The organism is Pseudomonas oryzihabitans, assembly GCF_032027545.1.
GTDB lineage: Bacteria > Pseudomonadota > Gammaproteobacteria > Pseudomonadales > Pseudomonadaceae > Chryseomonas > Chryseomonas oryzihabitans_F.
In genome coordinates this window covers 55,464-77,767 of sequence record NZ_JAVSJB010000003.1, presented here as the reverse complement: position 1 = coordinate 77,767, position 22,304 = coordinate 55,464, and the positions used below count along the sequence as shown (strand labels likewise).

The window sequence follows — 22,304 nt, the reverse complement described above, 5'->3', positions numbered from 1 at the left end:
TTATTCCTCGGTACCGTGTTGACCGGCGTGCTGGGTCATGTCCATCACGTGGTCGGTCTGCTTGCTGAAGTCGGACTTCATGAACTTCTTGATGACCGTTCTGAACAGGTCCGGCTCGACCGCCGAGTAGTAGGCGACCGGCTGCTTCTCGCTGGGCTTGGCCAGCTCGGTGTAGCTCGCCTGGTCCAGCGTCTTGCCACCCGACTGCTTGACCTTGGCCACCCAGGCGTCGAAGTCGCCGGCGGTGGGGACCGCGTGCACGGTGAAGATCATGTCGGAGAAGCCGGCGCCGCTGTAGTTGGCCGAGCGACCTTCGAAGACGCCGGGATGATCGGCGATCAGGTGCAACTGGCTCTGCATGCCGGACATGGCGTAGATCATGCCGCCCAAGGCCGGGATCGACAGGGTGTTCATGACCGACTCGGAGGTGATCTTGAACTGCACCGGACGGTTGACCGGGATGGCGAGCTCGTTGACCGAGGCGATGCCCTGCTCCGGATAGATGAACAGCCATTTCCAGTCCATCGAGACGGCTTCGATCACCAGCGGCTGCTCGGGATGATCCAGCGGCTTGAAGGGATCGAGTTCGTGGGAGGTCTTCCAGGACAGGATGCTCAGGAACACCACGATGGCCAGGGGGACCAGCCAGACCACGGCTTCGATCTTGTAGGAGTGAGCCCAGTTCGGGGTGTACTTGGCTTCCTTGTTATCGGCGCGGTACTTCCAGGCGAACAGGAAGGTCATCACGATGACCGGGATCACCACGATCAGCATGAGGCCGAACGCTGTGTAGATGAGGTTGCGTTCTTGCACGCCGATGGAGCCTTTCGGATCCAGCAGCACGGCGTCGCACCCGCTGAGCAGCAGCGCGGCGGCACCGGCTAGAAGCCAACCGGTTGGTTTTAGATACTTCGTTAGTTTCATCTCACGACCTCAGTAGAGCGGCTCATCGTGGTTATTCTCTCAACGTGCCTGTCGCCAGCCTCACGCTCCGCAACGGACAGGCATCCGTGCGGCAGGCTGATGGATTGCGGAAATTGCGGGATTTCGCAGCGCGGTATGGTGCCACAGAGGGGAGGGATATTCGACCCTTTGGTCAGCCGCCATTCAGGTATTGCCGGCCGTCAAGAAAGGCCTAGACCGCTGGCGTAAGGCACTGTCATGCGCTGGGTAAGAGTAGCCGAGCGGAGCGCGGCCGCCAGTTTGGCAGACGCTTTTCGACGACGCGGCTGGGCGTTCGCCAGGCTGAAAAATCGCTCAGGAAGACGCGCTCCAGGGCGGCTAAGGCCTTGAAGGCTTTGAAAAGGCAAAGGATAGAAGCGTTGGGAAGGTGGTGCCGGAGATAGGAGTCGAACCTACGACCTTCGCATTACGAATGCGCCGCTCTACCAACTGAGCTACACCGGCACGAAGCCTAAAATCTTACATGTTGCTCGCCTCAGCACGCAAGCTTTGTGTCTGTTGCGCGTGGAGTGAGTGTGGCGATATGTCGCAGCTCTGTTTGGTTCGCGAATTGGTTCATCTACCTGCATCGAGCGAGTGAGCTAACCCGCAGGGCTTCAACGTTGAATGTGGTGTCGGGCGAAGGGGCTGCAGTTAACTCGCTAGGCGCATGGGACGCCTTCAAAGAGTTAGTATTTACTCGTGCCTGTTTGAATGGTTTCTGCATTTTTTTCTTCTTAGAACCTGTTCGCGATCTCGCGAGCTAGAGCCAAACAAAACGAAAAAGGCTGAGGAAACGGAGTTTACGAGTGGTAAATGAGCATTGCGACAGGCCGCGCAGGAGAGGCTGGCCTTCCAGGGAATTTTAACGCCGTTTGGCCGACGCGTCGCGGATCGTGAGCAGGTTCTTAGGCTCTCACGGGCATGAGGGAATGACGCTTAGTTGGTAAAGGTTTTTTCCCGCATCGCTGACCGCTGCATTTTCCATATCGGAATTTATTTGTCCTTGTTTCTCTGCTGGAAAGCCTTTTGTGTCATCTAGCAATACATGAGTGCTCTCTTTGGGATAGGCCTTGAATCTGCTATTCATGACGGATGCTGCTAGCTTATCTTGGTCTATTGTATATAGCTCAATGGCAAGTTTGTCCAGTAGCGTGAAGGTTGGTAATTGCTTGCTGAGATCCGCTAAAAGACAAAGCCGCATTGTTCCGCTGCCTATTGGGATGTGATTTAGTGTGGAGAGCTCGGCTGAGAATTTTAAGTATGGATTTGCGGCTATAGTATTGAATTTTGAAATCCGCTCCATGTTCTCCAGGGGGTCAGCGCTTTTGAAGGCGTTCTGCGCTAAGTATTTGTATTGTAAGATTGTGGTAAGGCAGCCTAGGGCGATTACGAGCGCTGTGCTGGATATAAGGATGCGGCTTATTTTTGATGTTGCTATTTCGATTCTTCTTAGGTGGCTTGTGTTAATTATTAAGACTAGGAGGATGAAGAATTGAGCGTACCAAAGCGGGTATTCAAGTAAGCTGTGCGCGCCAAGTGTAATTATGGCTAGGGCTGAGAAGTAGTTTTCTTTTTTTTTGATGGATGACCTCGTGATGCTGAAGGCTAAGTATAGGATGATTGCTATTAAAGGGATGGCGGCTGCTCCTAGTTCGCACAGTAGGTTTAGGAATATGTTATGCGAATGGATCCAGGTTAAATCTTGTGCGGCGCTGGAGCCCTTTATCTGCTCTAGGAAGCTGTAGTGGGGGTAATTTCCCCATCCTATGCCCGATGGGAAGTATTCAGATATTATCTGATATGTTTTTTTCCATTCTGCAATTCGAATGGGTTCGCCTTCTGAAGCACGCTTGAGTCCGGTTTTATAAGGAAGTAGGGTCTTCGGTATTGTTTGGCATGCCATGAGCAAGATGACAAAGTAAAGTGTTATTTTTGAGAACTTCTTTGTGTATTGGCAGTAGGGGGCTTTGTAGTTTGCTGCCAGTAAAAATAGAAGTGCAGAAAGCGTGTATAGAACTGTCGATCTTGAAGCTGAAAACGTTAAGGGTGGGATGATTAAGGTTAGGAAGAGAAGTAGTATATTTTTTTGGGTTTGGCTTGGTTTTTCTTGTGAGTATAGTTGTGCGGCTGCAAGGAACCCCAAGAAAAGGTATGTTGTGAAAAGGTTTCTTTGGGCGATATTTCCATATACTGTTGTTTCTAGAACGCTTGGGTCTCGAAAAATCAAGCCGCCCAAAGTAATTGTCTCGTCGGAGAGTTGGGTATAGCCCGCTAAAGCATTTATTGAGGCACCAAATATTATTCCCCAGAGTATTGGGGGCATGTCTCTTTCCTTGATGAAAGAGATTAGCATTGCAGGAAGTATTGCTATAAGTGCAGCGCTTGATCGGCTGTTGCTGTCAAGGTTGAAAAGTAAGACGATGCTTAGGTAGGCTAGGGTTATGGAAAGTGTTGATGGACTTAGTTTCGTTGTTTTTATATATAGTGCGAACACTAGCGCTGCTGAAGTCAGTACTGCAATTGATTGGCTTAGCACGTCTCCATCTGGGTAGAAGTGGATAGGGTTGATGAATGGGAATGATGCAATTGCAAAGTTTAATGTCTTTCTAGTGTCTGTGATTTTCATTTTAAAATAAAAAAGGCCTTTCGGCCTTTTTTACTCATGGCCTAGATTTAAGGGCGGCACTCAGAAGGGACATACTTGGCTTTGGTAGTGTCGGTTACAGCGCATGTCCAAGTGATTGCGCTTGGAGGAACGGTACCTGCAGTAATTGCTGTGCCGCTTGATTTTGGGGTGAGTGTGAGTTGAACAGAGCCAGCTTTCGAGGTTGTATTGATCGTGATAACCCCGGTATTGCTTGCAACGGTAACAGAGCTAACGTTCGCAGTGGCGCCAGGGGCAGACCATCCGGCACCTAGATCGGTTGCCCCATTTGCTGCGTTTTCGGCGACTGCAGTCCTAGCAGGTGATGCCAGGCTAAGACCTTCAGACACTCGAGCTCGGACTGTGTAATCTTGATAGGCCGGTATTGCAACAGCTGCCAGGATGCCAACGATCGCGACCACGATCATCAGCTCGATCAAAGTAAAGCCTTTTTGAGCGTTCATTCCAAATCTCCGAGGTTGGGGCAGGCCAACATGCCTGTCTGGAGTAAAGCATAGGTCATGCCAAATAAAAGTGCCGACTGCAGCACGCTCTCGGTGTGATGTGTTTCAGCAAAGGGTCACGTCATGACAAAAAATGTCAGCCATCCGGCGCCATTTTGCGGGCGGAGCGGGGGGGTGCTATAAGGCCTGCTAACGCAAGCGCAGGTGACGGATGATGAACGAGACGGTGATGCTGTCGGGACTAGCGCGCCAGCTGGTGGATGCGCAACTGCTTGCTGAGCCCGCAGCCCAGCAAGCAGTGGTCAAGGCCAAGCAGGCCAAGGTGCCGTTGGTAACCTACCTTGTTCAGCAACGCCTGGTGCAGAGCCGTCCGCTGGCGGAGCTGGCAGCCCAGGAGTTCGGCGTGCCTTTCCTCGATCTCGCCGCCATCGACAAAGAGCAGTTGCCCAAGGACATCGTCAACGAGAAGCTGATGCAGCAGCATCATTTTCTGCCGTTAAGCAAAAGGGGCAACAAGCTCTTCATTGCACTCTCCGATCCAACCAACCAGCAGGCCATCAACGATGTGTCCTTTGGCAGCAAGCTGGCGGTCGAGGTGGTGCTGGTCGAAGACGACAAGCTGCATCAGGCCATCGAAAAGTATCTCGATGGGGGTACCGGCGGGCTGGACCTTGGCGACATTGATCTCGATGTGGACCTGGACAGTGGCGAGCGGCCCCAGGAAGCCGTGGCCGGTACCGATGCCGACGACGCGCCGGTCGTGAAGTTCGTCAACAAGATGCTGCTCGATGCCATCAAGAAAGGGTCGTCCGACCTGCACTTCGAGCCCTATGAAAAGATGTACCGGGTACGCTTTCGTACGGATGGTGTCCTGCATGAGGCTGCGCGACCGCCGGTGCAGTTGGTGTCGCGGATCTCGGCGCGGCTCAAGGTGATGTCCAATATGGATATCTCCGAGCGGCGCAAACCCCAGGACGGCCGGGTCAAGCTCAAGGTGTCCAAGACCAAGTCCATTGACTTCCGGGTCAACACCTTACCCACCCTCTGGGGCGAGAAGATAGTGATGCGGATTCTGGATTCTTCCAGCGCCCAGATGGGGATCGACGCCCTGGGCTACGAGGATGTGCAGAAAGAGTTGTATATGCAGGCGCTCAAGCAGCCGCAAGGCATGATTCTGGTAACCGGGCCAACCGGCTCGGGTAAGACGGTCTCCCTTTATACCGGCCTCAATATCCTCAATACCGAAGACATCAATATTTCCACCGCGGAAGACCCGGTGGAAATCAACCTGGAAGGCATCAACCAAGTCAACGTCAATCCTCGACAGGGACTGGACTTTTCCCAGGCACTACGTGCTTTCCTGCGTCAGGATCCTGACGTGATCATGGTGGGTGAGATTCGCGATCTCGAGACGGCGGAGATCGCCATCAAGGCAGCCCAGACCGGCCACATGGTGATGTCGACCCTACACACCAACAGCGCGGCGGAAACCCTGACGCGTCTGCGCAACATGGGCGTGCCAGCCTTCAACCTGGCCACCTCGGTCAATTTGATCATCGCCCAGCGCCTGGCCCGTAAGCTGTGCAACAAGTGCAAGCGCGTTAATGAGGTGCCCCATGAGGCGCTGCTGGCCGAAGGATTCAGAGAGGATGAGGTGGGTAGTTTCACCCTCTACCAGCCTATTGGCTGCGAAGAGTGCAACGCCGGCTACCGTGGGCGAGTGGGGATCTATGAGGTGGTGAAGATCACCCCGGCGCTACAGCAGATGATCATGGAGGAGGGCAACTCCATCGAAATCTCGGCGCGGATGAGAGCGGAGGGCTTCAATGACCTGCGGCGGTCTGGCCTGGTGAAGGCGATGCAGGGGATTACCAGTCTGGAAGAGATTAACCGGGTGACCAAGGACTAACAGACTCCCTCACCCTAGCCCTCTCCCGGAGGGAGAGGGGACTTATCGGAGCGTTGGTTAATCTTCGTCATGGGCCTCGGACACCTCAGAGTGCGAAAATTGCCCGTGTTTGGCGCGATGCTTGCCTCCAACGCTGCAGCACGCTCTGCGAAGAGCATTCTTTTGACGGGTCCGCCAACGCGGGCCGAGCTTTTGACGAGTCGAGGCCATGGCCGATAAAGCGATCAAGTTGGGCAACTTCACCTGGGAGGGGACCGATCGCAAAGGGACCAAGGTGAAGGGCGAGATGACGGGCTTGAATCCGGCGCTGATCAAGGCGCAGTTGCGCAAGCAGGGCATCAATCCGACGCGGGTGCGCAAGAAGTCGGTGTCCTTGTTCAGCAAGGGCAAGAAGATCAAGCCCATGGACATCGCGCTGTTCACCCGGCAACTGGCCACCATGATGGGCGCCGGGGTGCCGCTGTTGCAGGCCTTCGACATCATTGGCGAGGGCTTCGACAACCCCAACATGCGCAAACTGGTGGACGACATCAAGCAGGACGTGGCCGCGGGTAACAGCCTAGCCAACTCCCTGCGCAAGCAGCCGCAGTATTTCGATGACCTCTATTGCAACCTGGTGGATGCCGGTGAGCAATCCGGTGCGTTGGAGACCTTGCTGGATCGGGTTGCCACCTATAAGGAAAAGACCGAGGCGTTGAAGAAGAAGATCAAGAAGGCCATGACCTATCCGGCGGCCGTGGTCGTCGTCGCGGTGATCGTCTCGGCCATTCTGTTGATCAAGGTGGTGCCGCAATTCCAGTCGGTATTCGAAGGCTTTGGTGCTCAACTGCCAGCCTTTACGCTGTTCGTGATCGGTATTTCCGAGATTCTGCAGGAGTGGTGGCTGCTGGTGCTCGGGGCGTTGTTCGTGCTGGGCTTCGTATTACGGCATTTCTACAAGAAGTCGGAGAAATTCCGCGACGCCACGGATAGGGGGTTGCTGAAGATCCCGCTGATCGGTTCGATTCTCTACAAGTCGGCCATCGCTCGTTACGCCCGTACCTTGGCGACCACTTTCGCGGCCGGTGTGCCTCTGGTGGATGCGCTCGATTCGGTTGCCGGCGCGACGGGCAACGTGGTGTTCCGCAATGCTGTGGAGAAGATCAAGGCCGATGTCTCCACCGGTATGCAGCTCAACTTTTCCATGCGTACTACGGGGGTGTTCTCCTCCATGGCCATCCAGATGACGGCCATCGGTGAGGAGTCGGGTTCGCTGGACGAGATGCTGTCCAAGGTCGCCACCTTCTATGAGGATGAGGTCGACAACATGGTCGACAACCTCACCACCCTGATGGAGCCGATGATCATGGCGGTCCTCGGGGTGTTGGTCGGTGGTCTGATCATCGCCATGTACTTGCCAATCTTCCAGCTCGGCTCGGTGGTCTGATGGCGCTGCTGGACTTTCTGGCCAGCGCGCCGCTGGCCGCAGCCTTGTGTGCGCTGATCCTGGGGCTGCTAGTGGGCAGCTTTCTCAATGTGGTGGTCTATCGTCTGCCAGTAATGCTGAGACGCGATTGGCAGGCGGAGGCGCGCGAGGTGCTGGAGCTGCCGGTTGAGCCGGCTGGAGCCCCCTTCAATCTGGCACGACCTGCTTCGCGTTGTCCTCATTGCCAGCGTACCGTACGCCCCTGGGAGAACGTGCCGGTGCTGAGCTATCTGCTCCTGCGCGGTCGTTGTAAGGGCTGTCAAGCGACCATCAGCCTGCGCTATCCACTGGTCGAGCTTGCCTGCGGACTGTTGTCTGCCTGGGTGATCTGGCATCTGGGCGTGAGCTGGCAGGGTGGGGCTTTTCTGCTGCTGACCTGGGGGTTGCTGGCGGCGAGTCTGATCGATGCCGATCATCAGCTCCTGCCCGATGTAATCGTCCTGCCACTATTGTGGCTCGGTCTGATCGTCAACCAGTTCGGGCTATTCGCCAGTTTGACTGACGCTGTCTGGGGCGCAGTGGCGGGGTATCTGAGTCTGTGGCTAGTGTTCCAGCTGTTCCGCCTGGTGACCGGCAAGGAAGGCATGGGCTATGGCGATTTCAAGTTGCTGGCGCTGCTCGGTGCCTGGGGGGGCTGGCAGATCCTGCCTCTGACCATCCTGCTGTCTTCGCTGGTGGGTGCCATCCTGGGCGTCATCACCCTGCGGCTGCGGCGGGCGGAAACCAGTACGCCGCTGCCCTTTGGTCCCTATCTGGCAATGGCGGGGTGGATTGCCTTGCTCTGGGGTGATCAAATAACCGGCTTGTATCTGAATTTCGCCGGATTCCGATGACTTCTACCTGGACCCTCGGCCTGACCGGGGGCATCGGCAGCGGCAAGAGCGCCGCTGCCGAGCACTTCACCCAGCTGGGCATCACCTGTGTCGATGCTGACCAGGCTGCCCGTTGGGTGGTCGAGCCGGGACGACCGGCACTGGCCGAGATCGTCAGGCATTTTTCGCCAGCCGTCTTGCAGCCAGACGGCAGCCTGAATCGAGCGGCGCTACGGGCGGCGATCTTTGCCGATCCGGCCGAGCGGCGCTGGCTGGAAGCCCTGCTGCATCCCATCATTCGTCAGGAGATCCTGGCGGTCTTGGCCCAGGCAACCTCGCCCTATGCCATCCTGGTGTCGCCGCTGCTGTTCGAATCGGGGCAGCGGGCGCTGGTCCGCCGCGGCCTGGTGATCGATGCGCCGGAAGAGCTGCAGCTCGAACGGGCCATGCGCCGCGATGGCGTCGACGAAGCCCAGGTGCGGGCCATCCTGGCGGCGCAACTGCCGCGAGCCGAGCGGCTGGCCAAGGCCGATGACGTCATCTGCAACGATGGCGATCTCGCCAGGCTCCACGCCGAGGTGGAGCGACTGCATTCCTTTTATCTGACCCTTGACGGAGGCCAAGCATGAGTACTCTTACCGTGGACTGCCCCACCTGCGGCGCACCCGTGGAATGGAGCGAGAAGAGTCCCAATCGGCCCTTCTGCTCCGACCGCTGCAAACTGATCGACCTGGGTGCCTGGGCTGCGGAAGAACATGCCATCCCCGGCAATGAGCTCGAAGACGACCTTTATTCAGAAGACCTCAATCGGCGCGGCCACTAAGGCGCGCCTGCTCCTACAGTCGTTGCGCCCAGGCCTTGGCAGTCGCCAAGGCAGCCTGGTGCAACTTGGCTGCTAGTTCAGGCTTTTCGTATTCCAGTGGGCTGGAAGCCGTCACCGTATGGATACGGTCGCGCTTGATGAAGAACACCTGGGTGCCCAGCAGCGGCTTGCTGCAGGCGCTGGCACCTTCGCCGAGGCCGTCGACGGCCTTGCAGTCCAGTTGCTCGCTGAGCGATTGCACCTGCCGGCGCAGCTTGGGCAGCGCCCGGCCGCCATTCTCATAGCCCGCTGACAGACCCAGCAGGTAATTGGCGGGCTGGCCGGTGTCGCGATCGGTGAAGGCACAGCCACCGGCGATCTGGCGGGCATAGGCCAGGGGGAGGTTGGAGGTCTGCTGGAGCAGGGGCAGCGGCAATTGGGCCTGCAGGCTGGCGCAGTCGACTGGAGCTGTGTCGGCGGCGTGGGCGAGGGCGGCGCCTAGGAGCAGGGGGAGGGCAGCGATGAAGCGCATGAAAACGTCCTGTCGATGGCCGGCGGCCGATAGGCGGTGAGTCTACCGGCTGGAAGCCCGTTGCAGGCGGGTGGAAGAGGCGGCTGTGCACTGCGTCATGCGCAGGCGAGCACATCGTGGGCTGGTGTCCCGGGCGGGTGATCCTTACCCTTGTCGCAGATAGCGAACAGCGAGGCGTAGGATGTCCGAGGCGCTCACTCCCGGATTCATGGTGGTACACGGCAATCGGCTCGAAGAGCTGCGCAGCCTGGCGGTCGGCTGGATGCGTCGTTATCCCCTGGCGCCACTGGAAAACGAACAGGTGCTGGTGCAGAGCAACGGCATCGCCCAGTGGCTCAAGCTGGCGCTGGCCGAGGATCCGCGCGGCGACGACGAGGGCGGCTGCGGCGTGGCCGCGGCGCTCGAGGTGCAGTTGCCGGCGGCCTTTCTCTGGCGAACCTATCGCCAGGTGCTGGGCCGCGACAGCGTGCCGCCCTCCTCGCCCCTGGATAGAGCGCCCCTGACCTGGCGGCTGATGCGCCTGCTGCCGACCCTGCTCATGCAACCGGACTTCGCCACGCTGCGGCGCTTTCTCGATGATGACGGCGATTTGCGCAAGAGATACCAGCTGGCCGAGCGCCTGGCCGATCTCTATGACGGCTACCAGGTCTATCGTGCCGACTGGCTCAACGACTGGGCGGCGGGCCGGGATCTGCTGGCCAGCCTGCGCGACAGTCGGCGCCCCTTGCCGGAGAGCTGCCGCTGGCAGGCGCAACTGTGGCGGGCCCTGCTGGCGGATGTGGGCGATGGCGGGCTGGCCCAGAGTCGCGCCGGCGTGCATCGGCGCTTTCTACAGGTGATGCAGGCGGCGACCGAGCCACCGGCCGGGCTGCCGCGGCGGGTGGTGATCTTCGGCCTGTCGGCGATTCCGGCACAGACCCTCGAAGCCCTGGCGGCGCTGGCCCAGTTCAGCCAGGTGCTGCTCTGCGTGCACAATCCCTGTCGCCATCACTGGTCCGACATCGTCGCCGACCAGGATCTGCTGCGGCAGAACTATCGCCGCCAGCAGCGCAAGCCGGGCATGCCCCAGACCCTGGATGCCGAGGCGCTGCACCAGCACGGCCAGCCGCTGCTGGCGAGCTGGGGCAAGCAGGGGCGCGACTACATTCACCTGCTGGACGAATTCGACGAACCCGATGGCTATCGCCGCCTGTTCGAAGACCTCAACGGCGGGCGCATCGACCTCTTCGCCGAGACCGAGCCGCAGCATCTTCTGGGCCAGTTGCAGGACGACATCCTCGAATTGCGGCCGCTGGCCGAGACGCGCCAGCGCTGGCCGGCGGTCGACCCGGTGCGGGACAGATCCATGCGCTTCCATGTGGCCCATAGTCCGCAACGCGAGGTGGAGATCCTCCACGACCAGCTCCTGGCGCGCTTCAACAGCGATGCCAGCCTGAGACCGCGCGATGTCATCGTCATGGTGCCGGACATCGACGCCTATGCGCCGCATATCCGCGCGGTGTTCGGTCAGCTCGAACGCCAGGATCCGCGCTTCATTCCCTTCAGCCTGGCCGACCAGCACCAGCGTGGCTTCCAGCCGCTGCTGATCGCCCTGGAGCATCTGCTGCAGCTACCCGACAGCCGCTTCGCCCTGAGTGAGATCCTCGATCTGCTGGACGTCCCGGCGTTGCGCGCTCGCTTCGGCTTGCGTGAAGGCGATCTGCCGACCCTGCATCTCTGGCTGGAAGGCGCCGGCGTGCGCTGGGGGCTGGATGCCGAGCAGCGTAGTCGCCTCGACCTGCCCGCGGGCCTGACGCAGAACACCTGGCGCTTCGGCCTGAGGCGCATGCTGCTGGGCTATGCGGTGGGCGGTGGCGCGGCCCTGGGCGATATCGAGCCCTTCGACGAGGTGGGCGGCCTGGACGCGGCGCTGGTCGGGCCGCTGGTGGATCTGCTCGATGCGCTGGACGCGGCCCAGGCGGCGTTGGCGCAACCGGCCCGGCCGGCGGAGTGGGGCGCCCGGCTGCAGGCGCTGCTGGCGCTGTTCTTCAGCGCCCAGAACGAGCACGACGAATACCTGCTGGAGCAGTTGGAAAATCTGCGCGAGCGCTGGCTGGAGTTGTGCGAGGACGTGACGCTGGAGGAAGAATTGCCGCTTACCGTGGTCCGCGAGGCCTGGTTGGCCGGGCTGGATTCTGGCGGCCTGGCCCAGCGCTTTCTCGCCGGGGCGGTCAACTTCTGCACCCTGATGCCCATGCGTGCCATTCCTTTCCGGGTGGTCTGCCTGCTGGGCATGCACGACGGGGCCTATCCGCGCATCCAGCCGCCGCTGGATTTCGACCTCATGGCCCAGGACTATCGCCCCGGTGATCGTTCGCGGCGCGAGGACGACCGCTATCTGCTGCTGGAGGCGCTACTCTCGGCGCGCGACCAGTTCTATGTCAGCTGGGTGGGGCGCAGCATCCGCGATAACAGCGAGCGCCCGCCCTCGGTGCTGATCGCCCAGTTGCGTGACCATCTCCAGGCCGGTTGGCGCCTGGCGGGTCATGAGGAGGAACCCGAGCGTCTGCTGGCGGCGCTGACCCAGGAGCACCCGTTGCAACCCTTCAGCGCCCGCTATTTTCGCGGCGAGCGCGGCTATTTCAGCTTCGCCGCCGAGTGGCTGGGTGTGCACGACCGCACCACGCGTGACGAGGATTCCCTGTTGCCGCCGTTGGTGCTCGAGGAGCCGCTGGGTCTCGACGACCTGGCGCGCTTTCTGCGCGGGCCGGTGGATCTGTTCTTCGCCCATCGACTCAAGGTGCATTTCGAGGCGCCCGATGCACCGGCGGAAGACGAGGAGCCCTTCGGCCTGGACGCCCTGACCCGCTATCAGTTGGGCGAAGACCTGCTGGCGGCGGCGCTGGCCGAGCCTGCCGCGCCGGACCGGGCACTGGCCGCCGCGGCCGAGCGCTTGCGTGGCAGCGGTCGCCTGCCGCTGGCGGGGTTTGGCGAGCGCGCCGGACGGGCGCTCCGTGAGCCGCTGCCCGCCGTGGTCGCCCAGGTCGAGGCCTTGACGCTGCGCTGGCCCGAGCCCCTGGAAGAGGCCGTGACCCTGGACCTGGAGCATCGCGAGCTGCCACTGGTGGCCAACCTCGAACGGTTGCGCCGTGGACCCGAGGGGCTGCTGGCGCTGAGCGCCCAGGCCAATGGCCTGGGCAATGCCCGTACCCGCAAGTGGCACCGGTTGCTGCGACCCTGGGTGCAGCATCTGGTCGCTGCAGCCGGTGGCCTGCAGCTGACCACCGCGGTGGTGGCGACCGATCTGACCCTGCTGCTTGCGCCCCTGGACGCCGACCTGGCCCGTCGTCAGCTGAACGAATTGCTCGACGCCTGGGCGCTGGGCCAGCGGCGCCCACTGCCGGTGGCGCCGCGTACCGCCTTCGCCTGGTTGGCCAACGAGCCGGAGAAGGCCTTGACCGCGGCCGAGCAGGCCTATCAGGGGGAGGCGGCGACCCATCCGGCGTTGCGTCGGCAGTACCCGGACTTTACTGCGCTGCTGGCCGACGAGGAATTCGATGGCTGGTGCCAGACGCTCTATGCGCCGGTATGTAGCGCCGGTTGGCAGGCCGTCGGCGGGGAGGGGCAGGCATGAGTCAGCGTCCGCTCGCCCTGCGCTTTCCGCTGCAGGGCAACCAGCTCATCGAGGCCAGTGCCGGGACCGGCAAGACCTTCACCATTTCCGCGCTCTATGTCCGCCTGGTGCTGGGCCATGGTACGCCCGAGACGGCGTTCGGCCGCGAGCTGTTGCCGCCGCAGATCTTGGTGGTGACCTTTACCGAGGCCGCCACCCAGGAATTGCGCGACCGCATTCGTCATCGCCTGGCCGAAGCCGCGCGTTTCTTCCGCGACGAGATCGCCGCGCCCGATCCTCTGCTGGAAGCCTTGCGCGAGGACTTCCCGGTCGAGGGCTGGGCCGACTGTGCCCGCCGTCTGGACATCGCCGCCCAATGGATGGACGAGGCGGCCGTCTCCACCATCCACAGCTGGTGCCAGCGCATGCTGCGCGAGCACGCCTTCGACAGCGGCAGTCTGTTCGTGCAGAGCCTGGAGCAGGACCAGAGCGAATTGCTCGCCCAGGTGGTGCGCGACTACTGGCGACGCTTCTGCTATCCGCTGGAAGGGGAAGCGCTGGACTGGGTGATCGAGCACTGGGGCGAGCCCCGGGCCCTAGCGGCGCGTCTGCGATCCCTGTTGAGCGAGGCGCTGGGTGCACCCCAGGGCGAACCCGCTACCTTGCTGGCCACGGCCCTGGCCGAGCGACAAGAGCGGTTGGCACGCCTCAAGGCCCCCTGGGCCCAGTGGGCGGAAGAGCTGCGCGACCTCTGCCAGGCTGGCTGCGATGCCAAGGTGGTCGATGGCCGCAAGTTGCAGAAGAGATTCTTTGGTCCCTGGTGCGACAAGCTGAGCGCCTGGGCCAAGGATCCCGCCAGTGAAGCGCTCGATATCGGGACCGGCTTCACCCGCCTCACCGAGGAGGGCTTCGCCGAGCTCTGGACCAAGGCCAGTCCGCCGGATCATCCGGCCCTGGCGGCCATGGCGCGCCTGCCGGGGCAACTGGCCGAGCTGCCCAGCCCCGAGGTGCCGCTACTGGAGCATGCCGCGGCCTGGGTACAGCAGAAATTCGAGCGCGAGAAGCTGCGCCGCGCCGAGCTGGGCTTCGACGACATCCTCACCCGCCTGGACAAAGCCTTGCAGGCCGATGGCGCCGGGGCGCGGCTGGCGGCGCTGATCCGCGAGCAATTCCCGGTAGCGCTGATCGACGAGTTCCAGGACACCGACCCGGTGCAGTACCGCATCTTCAGCACTGTCTATGGCGCGGGAGAGGGCACCGGACTGTTCCTGATCGGCGATCCCAAGCAGGCCATCTATGCCTTCCGCGGTGCCGATATCCACACCTACCTGCAGGCCCGCCGCGCCAATGCCGGCCATCTGCATTCGCTGGACACCAACTTTCGCTCCACCGCCGCCATGGTGGCCGCGGTCAACCAGGTCTTCCAGCATGGCGAGACCACGGCGCCCCGGGCGGCCTTCCTGTTCCGCCAGGGCGAGGACAATCCGGTGCCCTTCGAGCCGGTCCGTGCCCAGGGCCGGCGCGAGATGTTGGAGATCGACGGTGTACCCGGCGCGGCCCTGACCTTCTGGCAGCTGGCCGGCGACGAGCCCCTGGCCGGCACCGCCTATCGCGCCGCCCTGGCCGAGAGCACCGCCAGCGAGATCGTCCGACTGCTGACCCTGGCCGCGGCTGGACGCGCAGGCTTTCGCCACGAAGACGGCGAGCTCAAGCCCCTGCGGCCCGCCGATATCGCCATCCTGGTACGCGCCGGCAGTGAGGCCCAGGCGGTGCGCCAGGCGCTGGTGCGGCGCGGGGTGCGCAGCGTCTATCTATCGGACAAGGACTCGGTATTCGCCGCCCAGGAAGCCCGTTGCCTGCTGGACTGGCTCAAGGCCTGCGCCGAGCCCGACGTGGATCGCCGCCTGCGCGCGGCCCTGGGCAGCCTGACCCTCGACCTGCCGCTGGCCGAGCTGGATGCCCTCAACCATGACGAACAGGCCTGGGAGGCGCGGGTGCTGCAATTCCGCGGCTACCGCCAGCTCTGGCGCGGCCAGGGTGTGCTGCCGATGCTGCGCCGCCTGCTGCAGGATTTTCGCCTGCCGCAGCGGCTGATGGCCCGCGCCGATGGCGAGCGGGTGCTGACCAATCTGCTGCACCTCGCCGAACTGCTGCAGCGCGCCGCCGGCGAGCTGGACGGCGAGCAGGCACTGATCCGTCACCTGGCCGAGCAACTGGCCGCCCAGGGCGCTGCCGACGAACAGATCCTGCGCCTGGAAAGCGATGCCGAGCTGGTCAAGGTCGTAACGGTGCACAAGTCCAAGGGCCTGGAATATCCGCTGGTGTTCCTGCCCTTCGCCTGTGCCTATCGCACCGAAGAGGGCGCCACCCTGCCGCTGCGCTATCACGACGACCACGGCCAGCTGCGCCGGACCTTCCGCCCCTCGGCCGAGGAACTGGCCCGCGCCGACGACGAACGCTTGGCCGAAGACCTGCGCCTGCTCTATGTCGCCCTGACCCGTGCTCGCCATGCCTGCTGGGTTGGCGTGGCCGATCTCAAGCGCGGGCGCAGCAAGGAGTCCGGCTTCGCCCGTAGCGCCCTGGGCTATCTGGCCACTGGTGGCGAACCCCTGGCGAGCTCGGCGGCGCTGACCGCTGTCTTGACCACCTTGATCGGCGCCCGGCCCGACACCCTCGTGCTGCCGTTGCCCGAGGCCAGCCCTGACCGGCTGCCGGAGCCGCGTGAGGCACCCACGCCGCTCAAGGCGCTGACTGCCCGCCGTGCGGCCCGCGAGGACTGGTGGATCGCGTCCTATAGCGCCCTGCGCATCGGCACGCGCCTGGGTGAAGCGCGGGAAGAGGGCCAGCTGACGCTGGAGCTGGACCTGGATACCCCCGCGGCGCAGAAGCTGTTCGACGACGACCGCCTCGCCCCGGACGAGGCTCGCCAGCCCGCGGCTGGCGAAGACCTGCATCGTTTTCCCCGCGGCCCTGGTCCGGGCACCTTCCTGCATAGCCTGCTGGAGTGGGTCGGCGAGGAGGGCTTCGCTGCCATCCAGGCGGCGCCCGAGCGCCTGGACGACCTGATCGCCCGGCGTTGCCAGCGCCGCGGCTGGAACCACTGGATTCCGATCCTGCAGCGCTGGCTGCGCCAACTGCTGGCCCTGCCGCTGCCCTTGCCCGGCGGCGCGCAACGGCTGGGCGAGCTGGCCCGCTACCAGGTGGAGATGGAATTCTGGTTCGCCACCCATGGCGTCGACCTGGAACGCCTCGATGACCTGGTCCGCCGCGGTACCCATGGCGGCCAGGCGCGACCGCTGCTGGAGCCGGGGCAGCTCAATGGCCTGTTCAAGGGCTTCATCGACCTGGTTTTCGAGCACGAGGGGCGTTATTTCGTGGTGGACTACAAGTCCAACTGGCTGGGCGCCGAAGCCGGGGCCTATACCCGCGCGGCCATGGAAACGGCCGTCCTGGCCAAGCGCTATGACCTGCAATACGTGCTCTACAGCCTGGCCGTGCACCGCCTGCTCAAGGCGCGCCTGCCCGACTACAGCTACGAGCGTCACTTCGGTGGCGCCGTCTACCTCTTCCTGCGCGGTTGCGATCCGGCCGGCCACGGCGTCTTCGTCGAGCGTCCTGCCCAGGCCCTGATCGAGACCCTGGATCTGCTGTTCAGCGGTGCGGAGAATGCCCATGTCTGACTTCAGCCCTGCCACCGAACGGCTGTTGCGCCTGGCATCCCTGGTTCCAGAAGGCCAGTTGTCTCCCTTGGACCAGCGTGACGATCTCTTTCGCCTGCTGGAACTCTGGGTACAACGCGGCTGGCTGCGCCAGGTGGACCGGGCCTTCACCAGTTTTCTCGGTGAACTCGAACCGGAGGGTGAAGCGGCGGTGCTGCTGGCCGCGGCCCTGGCCAGCCATCAACTGGGCCATGGCCATGTCTGCCTGGATCTCGCCGCCACCCTGCGCAATCCGGACGCGGCCCTGTCGCTGCCCCCCGAAGGCGACGAGGCGCGCAGCTCGCTGCTGCCGTCGCAACTGCTCCAGGGCTATGGCCTGGAAGCCTGGCGCCAGGCGCTGCTGGCCAGCGCCCTGGTCGATGGCGACGGCAGCGCGCCGGAACGGCCCCTGGTGCTGGGCGGTGAGCGTCTCTACCTGCGCCGCTACTGGAACTACGAGCGCGAGGTGGCCGCCAGCCTGCGCCAGCGCCTCGCCACCCCGGAGCCGCTGCCGGCGGATCTCGCCGAACGTCTCGACCTGTTGTTTCCGCCGGATGCCGAGGCCGGCGGTGAGCCCGACTGGCAGAAACTGGCCTGCGCCCTGGCGGTAAGGGGGGCCTTCAGCATCGTCACCGGCGGCCCCGGCACCGGCAAGACCACCACCGTGGTCCGCTTGCTCGCGCTGCTCCAGGCGCCAGCGGTGGCGGCCGGTCGACCCTTGCGCATCCGCCTGGCTGCGCCCACCGGCAAGGCGGCCGCGCGCCTCACCGAATCCATCGGCGGCCAGGTCAGTCGTCTGCCGGTGGACGAAGAGCTGCGCCGGCACATCCCCACGGGAGTGACCACGGTTCACCGCTTGCTGGGCAGTCGGCCCAATACCCGCCACTTCCGTCATCATCGCGGGCAGCCGCTGCCGCTGGACGTATTGGTGGTGGACGAGGCATCGATGATCGATCTGGAGATGATGGCCAGCCTGCTGGCGGCCCTGCCGCCGCGCGCCCGACTCATCCTGCTCGGCGACAAGGACCAGCTGGCCTCGGTGGAGGCGGGGGCGGTGCTGGGCGATCTCTGTCGCGATGCCGAGGCCGGGCGCTACAGCCCCGCCACCCGCGCCTGGCTGGAAGCGGTGAGCGGCCAATCACTGGCGGCCACCACCCTGGCCGTTGGGGAGGATCAAGCCGACGCCCTGGCCCAGCAGGTGGTGATGCTGCGCCGCTCGCGGCGCTTCGGCGCCGGCAGCGGCATCGGCCAGTTGGCGCGGCGCGTCAATGCCCAGGATGGGCTGGGGGCCCAGCAGGTACTGATCGACGGCGGCTACGCCGACCTGCATCGAGTGCTGCTCAAGGGGCCGGAGGATCGCGCCCTGGAGCGCCTGGTGCTGGAGGGCCGCGGGCGCGCTCGCGGCTATCGCCACTATCTGGAGGTCTTGCGGCAGGCACGGCCCCAGGCCGACACCGTGCTGGAGGATCCGGCCTGGACCCTCTGGGCCGGCCAGGTACTGGCCGCCTTCGACGACTTCCAGTTGCTGTGTGCCGTGCGCAAGGGGCCCTGGGGCGTGGAAGGTCTGAACCTGCGTATCGCCAGCGCTCTCTTGGCGGCCGGCTTGCTGGCGGGCGAACACGGTTGGTACGAAGGTCGCCCGGTGCTGGTGACGCGCAACGACTACAGCCTGGGCTTGATGAACGGCGACATCGGCATCACCCTCTGCCTGCCCGACGCCACCCAGCCCGGGCGCAAGGTGCTGCGGGTCGCCTTTCCCCGCGGGGATGGCAGCGGCGGACTGAGATTCGTCCTGCCCAGTCGTCTCGCGGCGGTGGAGACGGTCTTCGCTATGACGGTGCACAAGTCCCAGGGATCGGAATTCGCCCATACCGCACTGCTGCTCCCTGAGCAGCTCAGCCCGGTACTGACCAAGGAGCTGGTCTACACCGGCATCACCCGGGCGCGCGATGACTTCACCCTCATCGAGGCGCGCGGGGGCATCTTCGCCGAGGCGGTGGCGCGCCGGGTCCGTCGCGTCAGTGGGCTGGACCTGGATTTGCGAAACACTGTGTAAATGTACAGATAAACGCTGGACGCTCCCGCCTGGCCTGCCTAAGGTGAGGGGGAGCCGTCCGTGATGAGAGCGCCATGACTTCCCTGCCTTTCGTTTCCCTTGTGCTTCCTCTGTTGCTGCTGGCCGGCTGGGCCGGTTCGGCCGTCTGGCTGACCGGGCGCCAGCGCTATCTGCAACAACAGCTCGACAGCGCTGCCGAGCGCTACGACATGCTGCGCGACGACCTGCAACGGGCCGAGCTGGCCAACGGTCGCCAGGTGGTGGAGCTGGGCGCCGAGCGCGAACGCACTGCTACCCTGCAGCGCCAGTTGGAGGCCAATCGGGAACTGGAGGCTGAACTGCGCCAGCAGACCCGGCAGGCCCAACTGCAGGCCGCCGAACAGCACGCCCTGGCCGAAGCCACCCGCGCCCAACTGCAGGGGATCCAGGAGCAACTCGCCGAACTGCGCGAGCGCCAGCAGCGCGAGCAGCAACTGCACGCCGAGGTGCAGGAGCGCCATGCGCGCCTGGCCGAAGAGCACGCCACCCTCAAGACCACCCTGGAGCAGAAGGAACAGCACTTCCAGGCGCAGCACCAGCTACTGCGCGAGAGCCGCGAGCAACTCAAGCTGGAATTCGAGCAACTGGCCGGGCGTATCTTCGAGGCCAAGGGCCAGGCCTTCGCCCAGCACAGCCAGCAGTCCCTGGATGCCCTGCTGCGTCCCTTCCGCGAGCAGATCGAAGGCTTTCGCGCCAAGGTCGAGGACATCCACCACAAGGACGTCCAGCAGCAGGCCGCGCTTGGCCAGCAACTGCTCGACCTCAAGGAGCTCAATCGCCAGATCACCCAGGAGGCCCATGACCTGGCCACCGCCCTGCGCGGCCAGAAGAAGGCCCAGGGCAACTGGGGCGAACTCATCCTGGAGAACGTGCTGGAGCGCTCCGGCCTGCGCGAGGGCCGCGATTTCGTCCGCGAGCGCAGCTTCACCACTGAGACCGGCCGCCGTCGGCCGGACGTGCTGGTCCATCTACCGCAGAAAAAGCACCTGGTGGTGGACGCCAAGGTGTCGCTCAATGCCTATACCCGCTACGTCAACAGCGAGGACGACGGCGAGCGCCGCCTGGCCCTGGGCGAGCACGTGCGTGCCGTGGGCGAGCGTATCCGCGAGCTGGCCGACCGCGAATACTTCAGCCTGCCAGGACTGAATTCACCGGAGATGGTCTTCCTGTTCATCCCCATCGAATCGGCCTTCGTCGAGGCGCTCAAGGCCGACGAAAGCCTGTTCCAGCGCGCCATCGAGCAGAACGTACTGGTGGCGACACCGACCACCCTGCTCACCAGCCTCAACATCGTCCGCCAGCTCTGGCGTTTCGAAGACCAGAATCGCCACACGGCGGAACTGGCCGAGCGCGCCGCCAAGGTCTACGACAAGCTGCGCACCTTCCTCGGCAGCATGGACGGCATCGGCAAGAGCCTGGACAAGGCTGGCGAAGCCTATCGCAAGGCCTGCGGGCAACTGGTGGGTGGGCCGGGCAACCTGGTCAAGCAGGTGGCCGACTTCAAGGAACTGGGCGTGGCGGTCCGCACCGAGCTGGATGGCCAGTGGACCGAGCGGGCGGAGTTGGAGCTCAATGTGGTGGAGTTGGAAACCGCGGCCGAGTCATCCGACCACGGCTGAGCTGGGGAGGGGCAGGCGGCCTGGCGGTGCCCAGACCGGCGCGAGGTGCACGGGTCTGGGCGTGAGGCTTAGTGGTGCTCGCGGGTGGCGCGGAATTTGATCTCCGGCCAGCGCTCTTCCATCAGCGCCAGGTTGACCCGGGTCGGCGCCAGGTAGGTGAGGTGACCGCCACCATCCACCGCCAGGTTCTCGAAGGCCTTGGTCTTGAAGTCCTCGAGCTTCTTCTTGTCGTCGCACTCGATCCAGCGCGCCGACCAGACGTTGATGGCCTCGTAGGCGCACTCCACCTTGTATTCCTCCTTCAGGCGGCTGGCGACCACGTCGAACTGCAGCACACCCACCGCGCCGAGCACGATGTCGTTGTTGCGCTCGGGGAAGAACACCTGGGTGGCGCCTTCCTCGGCCAGTTCCTGCAGGCCCTGGCGCAGCTGCTTGGATTTCAGCGGATCCTTCAGGCGCACCCGGCGGAACAGCTCCGGGGCGAAGTGCGGGATACCGGTGAAGCCCAGTTGCTCGCCTTCGGTGAAGGTGTCGCCGATCTGGATGGTCCCGTGGTTGTGCAGGCCGATGATGTCGCCGGCCCAGGCCTCTTCCAGCTGCTCGCGCTCGCTGGAGAAGAAGGTCAGGGCGTCGGCGATCTTCAGGTCCTTCTTGATCCGTACGTGGCGCAGCTTCATGCCCTTCTCGTACTTGCCCGAGCAGATGCGCATGAAGGCGATGCGGTCGCGGTGCTTGGGGTCCATGTTTGCCTGGATCTTGAACACGAAGCCGGAGAACTTCTCCTCCACGGGTTCCACCACTCGCTCGTGGGCGGCGCGCGACAGCGGGCGGGGCGCCCAATCGACCACGGCGTCGAGCACCTGGTCGACGCCGAAGTTACCCAGGGCGGTGCCGAAGAACACCGGGGTCATCTCGCCGCGCAGGAAGGCCTCGCCATCGAATTCGTGGCAGGCGCCCTGGACCAGTTCCAGTTCCTCGACGAATCTCTCGTAGAGGTCACCCAGGTGGGCGCGGGCCTCGTCGGAGTCCAGCTTGTCGATGGTCTTGGTAGCGATGCGCTCGTGACCATGGCCGGGGGTGTAGACGTAGATGCGGTCGTCCGAGAGGTGATAGACGCCCTTGAAGTCGCGATAGCTGCCGATCGGCCAGGTGATGGGCGCGGCCTTGATCTTGAGTACCGCCTCGATCTCGTCGAGCAGCTCGATGGGGTCGCGGATGTCACGGTCCAGCTTGTTGATGAAGCTGACGATGGGGGTATCGCGCAGCCGGCAGACATCCATCAGGGCGATGGTCCGGGGTTCGACGCCCTTGCCGCCGTCGAGCACCATCAGCGCCGAGTCCACCGCGGTCAGGGTGCGGTAGGTGTCTTCGGAGAAGTCTTCGTGGCCGGGGGTGTCGAGCAGGTTGATCATGTGCTCGCGGTAGGGGAACTGCATCACCGAGGTGGTGATGGAGATGCCGCGCTGCTTTTCCATCTCCATCCAGTCGGAAGTCGCATGGCGGTCGGATTTGCGCGACTTCACCGTCCCCGCCACGGCGATGGCCTGGCCCATCAGCAGCAGCTTCTCGGTGATGGTGGTCTTGCCCGCGTCGGGGTGGGAGATGATGGCGAAGGTACGGCGCTTGGCGACTTCGGCGGCCTGGGTGGTCATGGATGAACCTGGGCGTGGAGAAAAAAGTGGGGGCGAAGTATAGCAGGGCCGCAGGCCGTGCTTGAATGAAGGGAC

General features: G+C 63.4%; 14 protein-coding genes and 1 tRNA gene. 9 read left to right on the top strand and 6 right to left on the bottom strand.

Features of this window, described 5'->3' with window-relative positions; genetic code table 11:
- The 4 genes from cyoA to RND78_RS05280 all read right to left on the bottom strand — a co-directional run bounded on the left by cyoA (position 1) and on the right by RND78_RS05280 (position 4,053).
- Positions 1-924 (bottom strand): ubiquinol oxidase subunit II, encoded by a 924-nt coding sequence (gene cyoA, locus RND78_RS05295; RefSeq protein WP_312726649.1) that lies wholly within the window; start codon positions 922-924, stop codon positions 1-3.
- Positions 925-1,331: 407 nt separating this feature from the next.
- A tRNA-Thr gene (locus RND78_RS05290) sits at positions 1,332-1,407 on the bottom strand.
- A gap of 451 nt (positions 1,408-1,858) precedes the next feature.
- Entirely contained in the window at positions 1,859-3,571 is a 1,713-nt protein-coding gene (locus RND78_RS05285) for a Wzy polymerase domain-containing protein (protein ID WP_312726648.1), read from the bottom strand.
- 47 nt (positions 3,572-3,618) lie between these two features.
- Positions 3,619-4,053 carry a pilin gene (locus tag RND78_RS05280; protein WP_312726647.1) on the bottom strand — a complete coding sequence of 145 codons (435 nt, stop codon included), beginning with the start codon at positions 4,051-4,053 and terminating at the stop codon, positions 3,619-3,621.
- Positions 4,054-4,267: 214 nt separating this feature from the next.
- Between RND78_RS05280 and pilB the strand changes: the two genes are divergently transcribed.
- From pilB to yacG, 5 genes are all read left to right on the top strand, one after another.
- The gene (gene pilB / locus RND78_RS05275) at positions 4,268-5,962 is read left to right on the top strand and encodes a type IV-A pilus assembly ATPase PilB (protein ID WP_312726646.1); all 1,695 of its coding nucleotides are present in this window, start codon (positions 4,268-4,270) and stop codon (positions 5,960-5,962) included.
- Between the two features lie 208 nt (positions 5,963-6,170).
- Positions 6,171-7,388 (top strand): type II secretion system F family protein, encoded by a 1,218-nt coding sequence (locus RND78_RS05270; protein ID WP_312726644.1) that lies wholly within the window; start codon positions 6,171-6,173, stop codon positions 7,386-7,388.
- Positions 7,388-8,260 (top strand): A24 family peptidase, encoded by an 873-nt coding sequence (locus RND78_RS05265; protein WP_312726642.1) that lies wholly within the window; start codon positions 7,388-7,390, stop codon positions 8,258-8,260. Before RND78_RS05270 ends, RND78_RS05265 begins: the two co-directional genes overlap by 1 nt.
- Complete coding sequence (coaE, locus tag RND78_RS05260) at positions 8,257-8,868, top strand: dephospho-CoA kinase (RefSeq protein WP_312726641.1); 612 nt, start codon at positions 8,257-8,259, stop codon at positions 8,866-8,868. Before RND78_RS05265 ends, coaE begins: the two co-directional genes overlap by 4 nt.
- Positions 8,865-9,062: a DNA gyrase inhibitor YacG gene (gene yacG, locus RND78_RS05255; RefSeq protein ID WP_058767413.1), complete on the top strand. Its 198-nt coding sequence runs from the start codon at positions 8,865-8,867 to the stop codon at positions 9,060-9,062. The genes coaE and yacG overlap by 4 nt, the downstream gene beginning before the upstream one ends.
- A gap of 13 nt (positions 9,063-9,075) precedes the next feature.
- Here yacG and RND78_RS05250 read toward each other — a convergent pair whose 3' ends face one another.
- Positions 9,076-9,573, bottom strand: a complete 498-nt coding sequence (locus RND78_RS05250) for a hypothetical protein (protein WP_312726640.1) — start codon at positions 9,571-9,573, stop codon at positions 9,076-9,078.
- Positions 9,574-9,754: 181 nt separating this feature from the next.
- Between RND78_RS05250 and recC the strand changes: the two genes are divergently transcribed.
- From recC to rmuC, 4 genes are all read left to right on the top strand, one after another.
- Positions 9,755-13,186, top strand: a complete 3,432-nt coding sequence (gene recC, locus RND78_RS05245) for an exodeoxyribonuclease V subunit gamma (RefSeq protein ID WP_312726639.1) — start codon at positions 9,755-9,757, stop codon at positions 13,184-13,186.
- Positions 13,183-16,845 carry an exodeoxyribonuclease V subunit beta gene (recB, locus tag RND78_RS05240; RefSeq protein WP_312726638.1) on the top strand — a complete coding sequence of 1,221 codons (3,663 nt, stop codon included), beginning with the start codon at positions 13,183-13,185 and terminating at the stop codon, positions 16,843-16,845. The genes recC and recB overlap by 4 nt, the downstream gene beginning before the upstream one ends.
- Positions 16,838-18,919, top strand: coding sequence for an exodeoxyribonuclease V subunit alpha (gene recD, locus RND78_RS05235; RefSeq protein ID WP_312726636.1), 2,082 nt, complete (start codon positions 16,838-16,840; stop codon positions 18,917-18,919). The genes recB and recD overlap by 8 nt, the downstream gene beginning before the upstream one ends.
- A 74-nt stretch (positions 18,920-18,993) precedes the next feature.
- A complete protein-coding gene (rmuC, locus tag RND78_RS05230; protein WP_312726635.1) occupies positions 18,994-20,577 on the top strand; it encodes a DNA recombination protein RmuC in 1,584 nt (527 codons plus the stop codon).
- 68 nt (positions 20,578-20,645) lie between these two features.
- Here rmuC and RND78_RS05225 read toward each other — a convergent pair whose 3' ends face one another.
- Positions 20,646-22,229 (bottom strand): peptide chain release factor 3, encoded by a 1,584-nt coding sequence (locus RND78_RS05225; RefSeq protein ID WP_312726634.1) that lies wholly within the window; start codon positions 22,227-22,229, stop codon positions 20,646-20,648.
- Positions 22,230-22,304 lie beyond the last annotated feature (75 nt).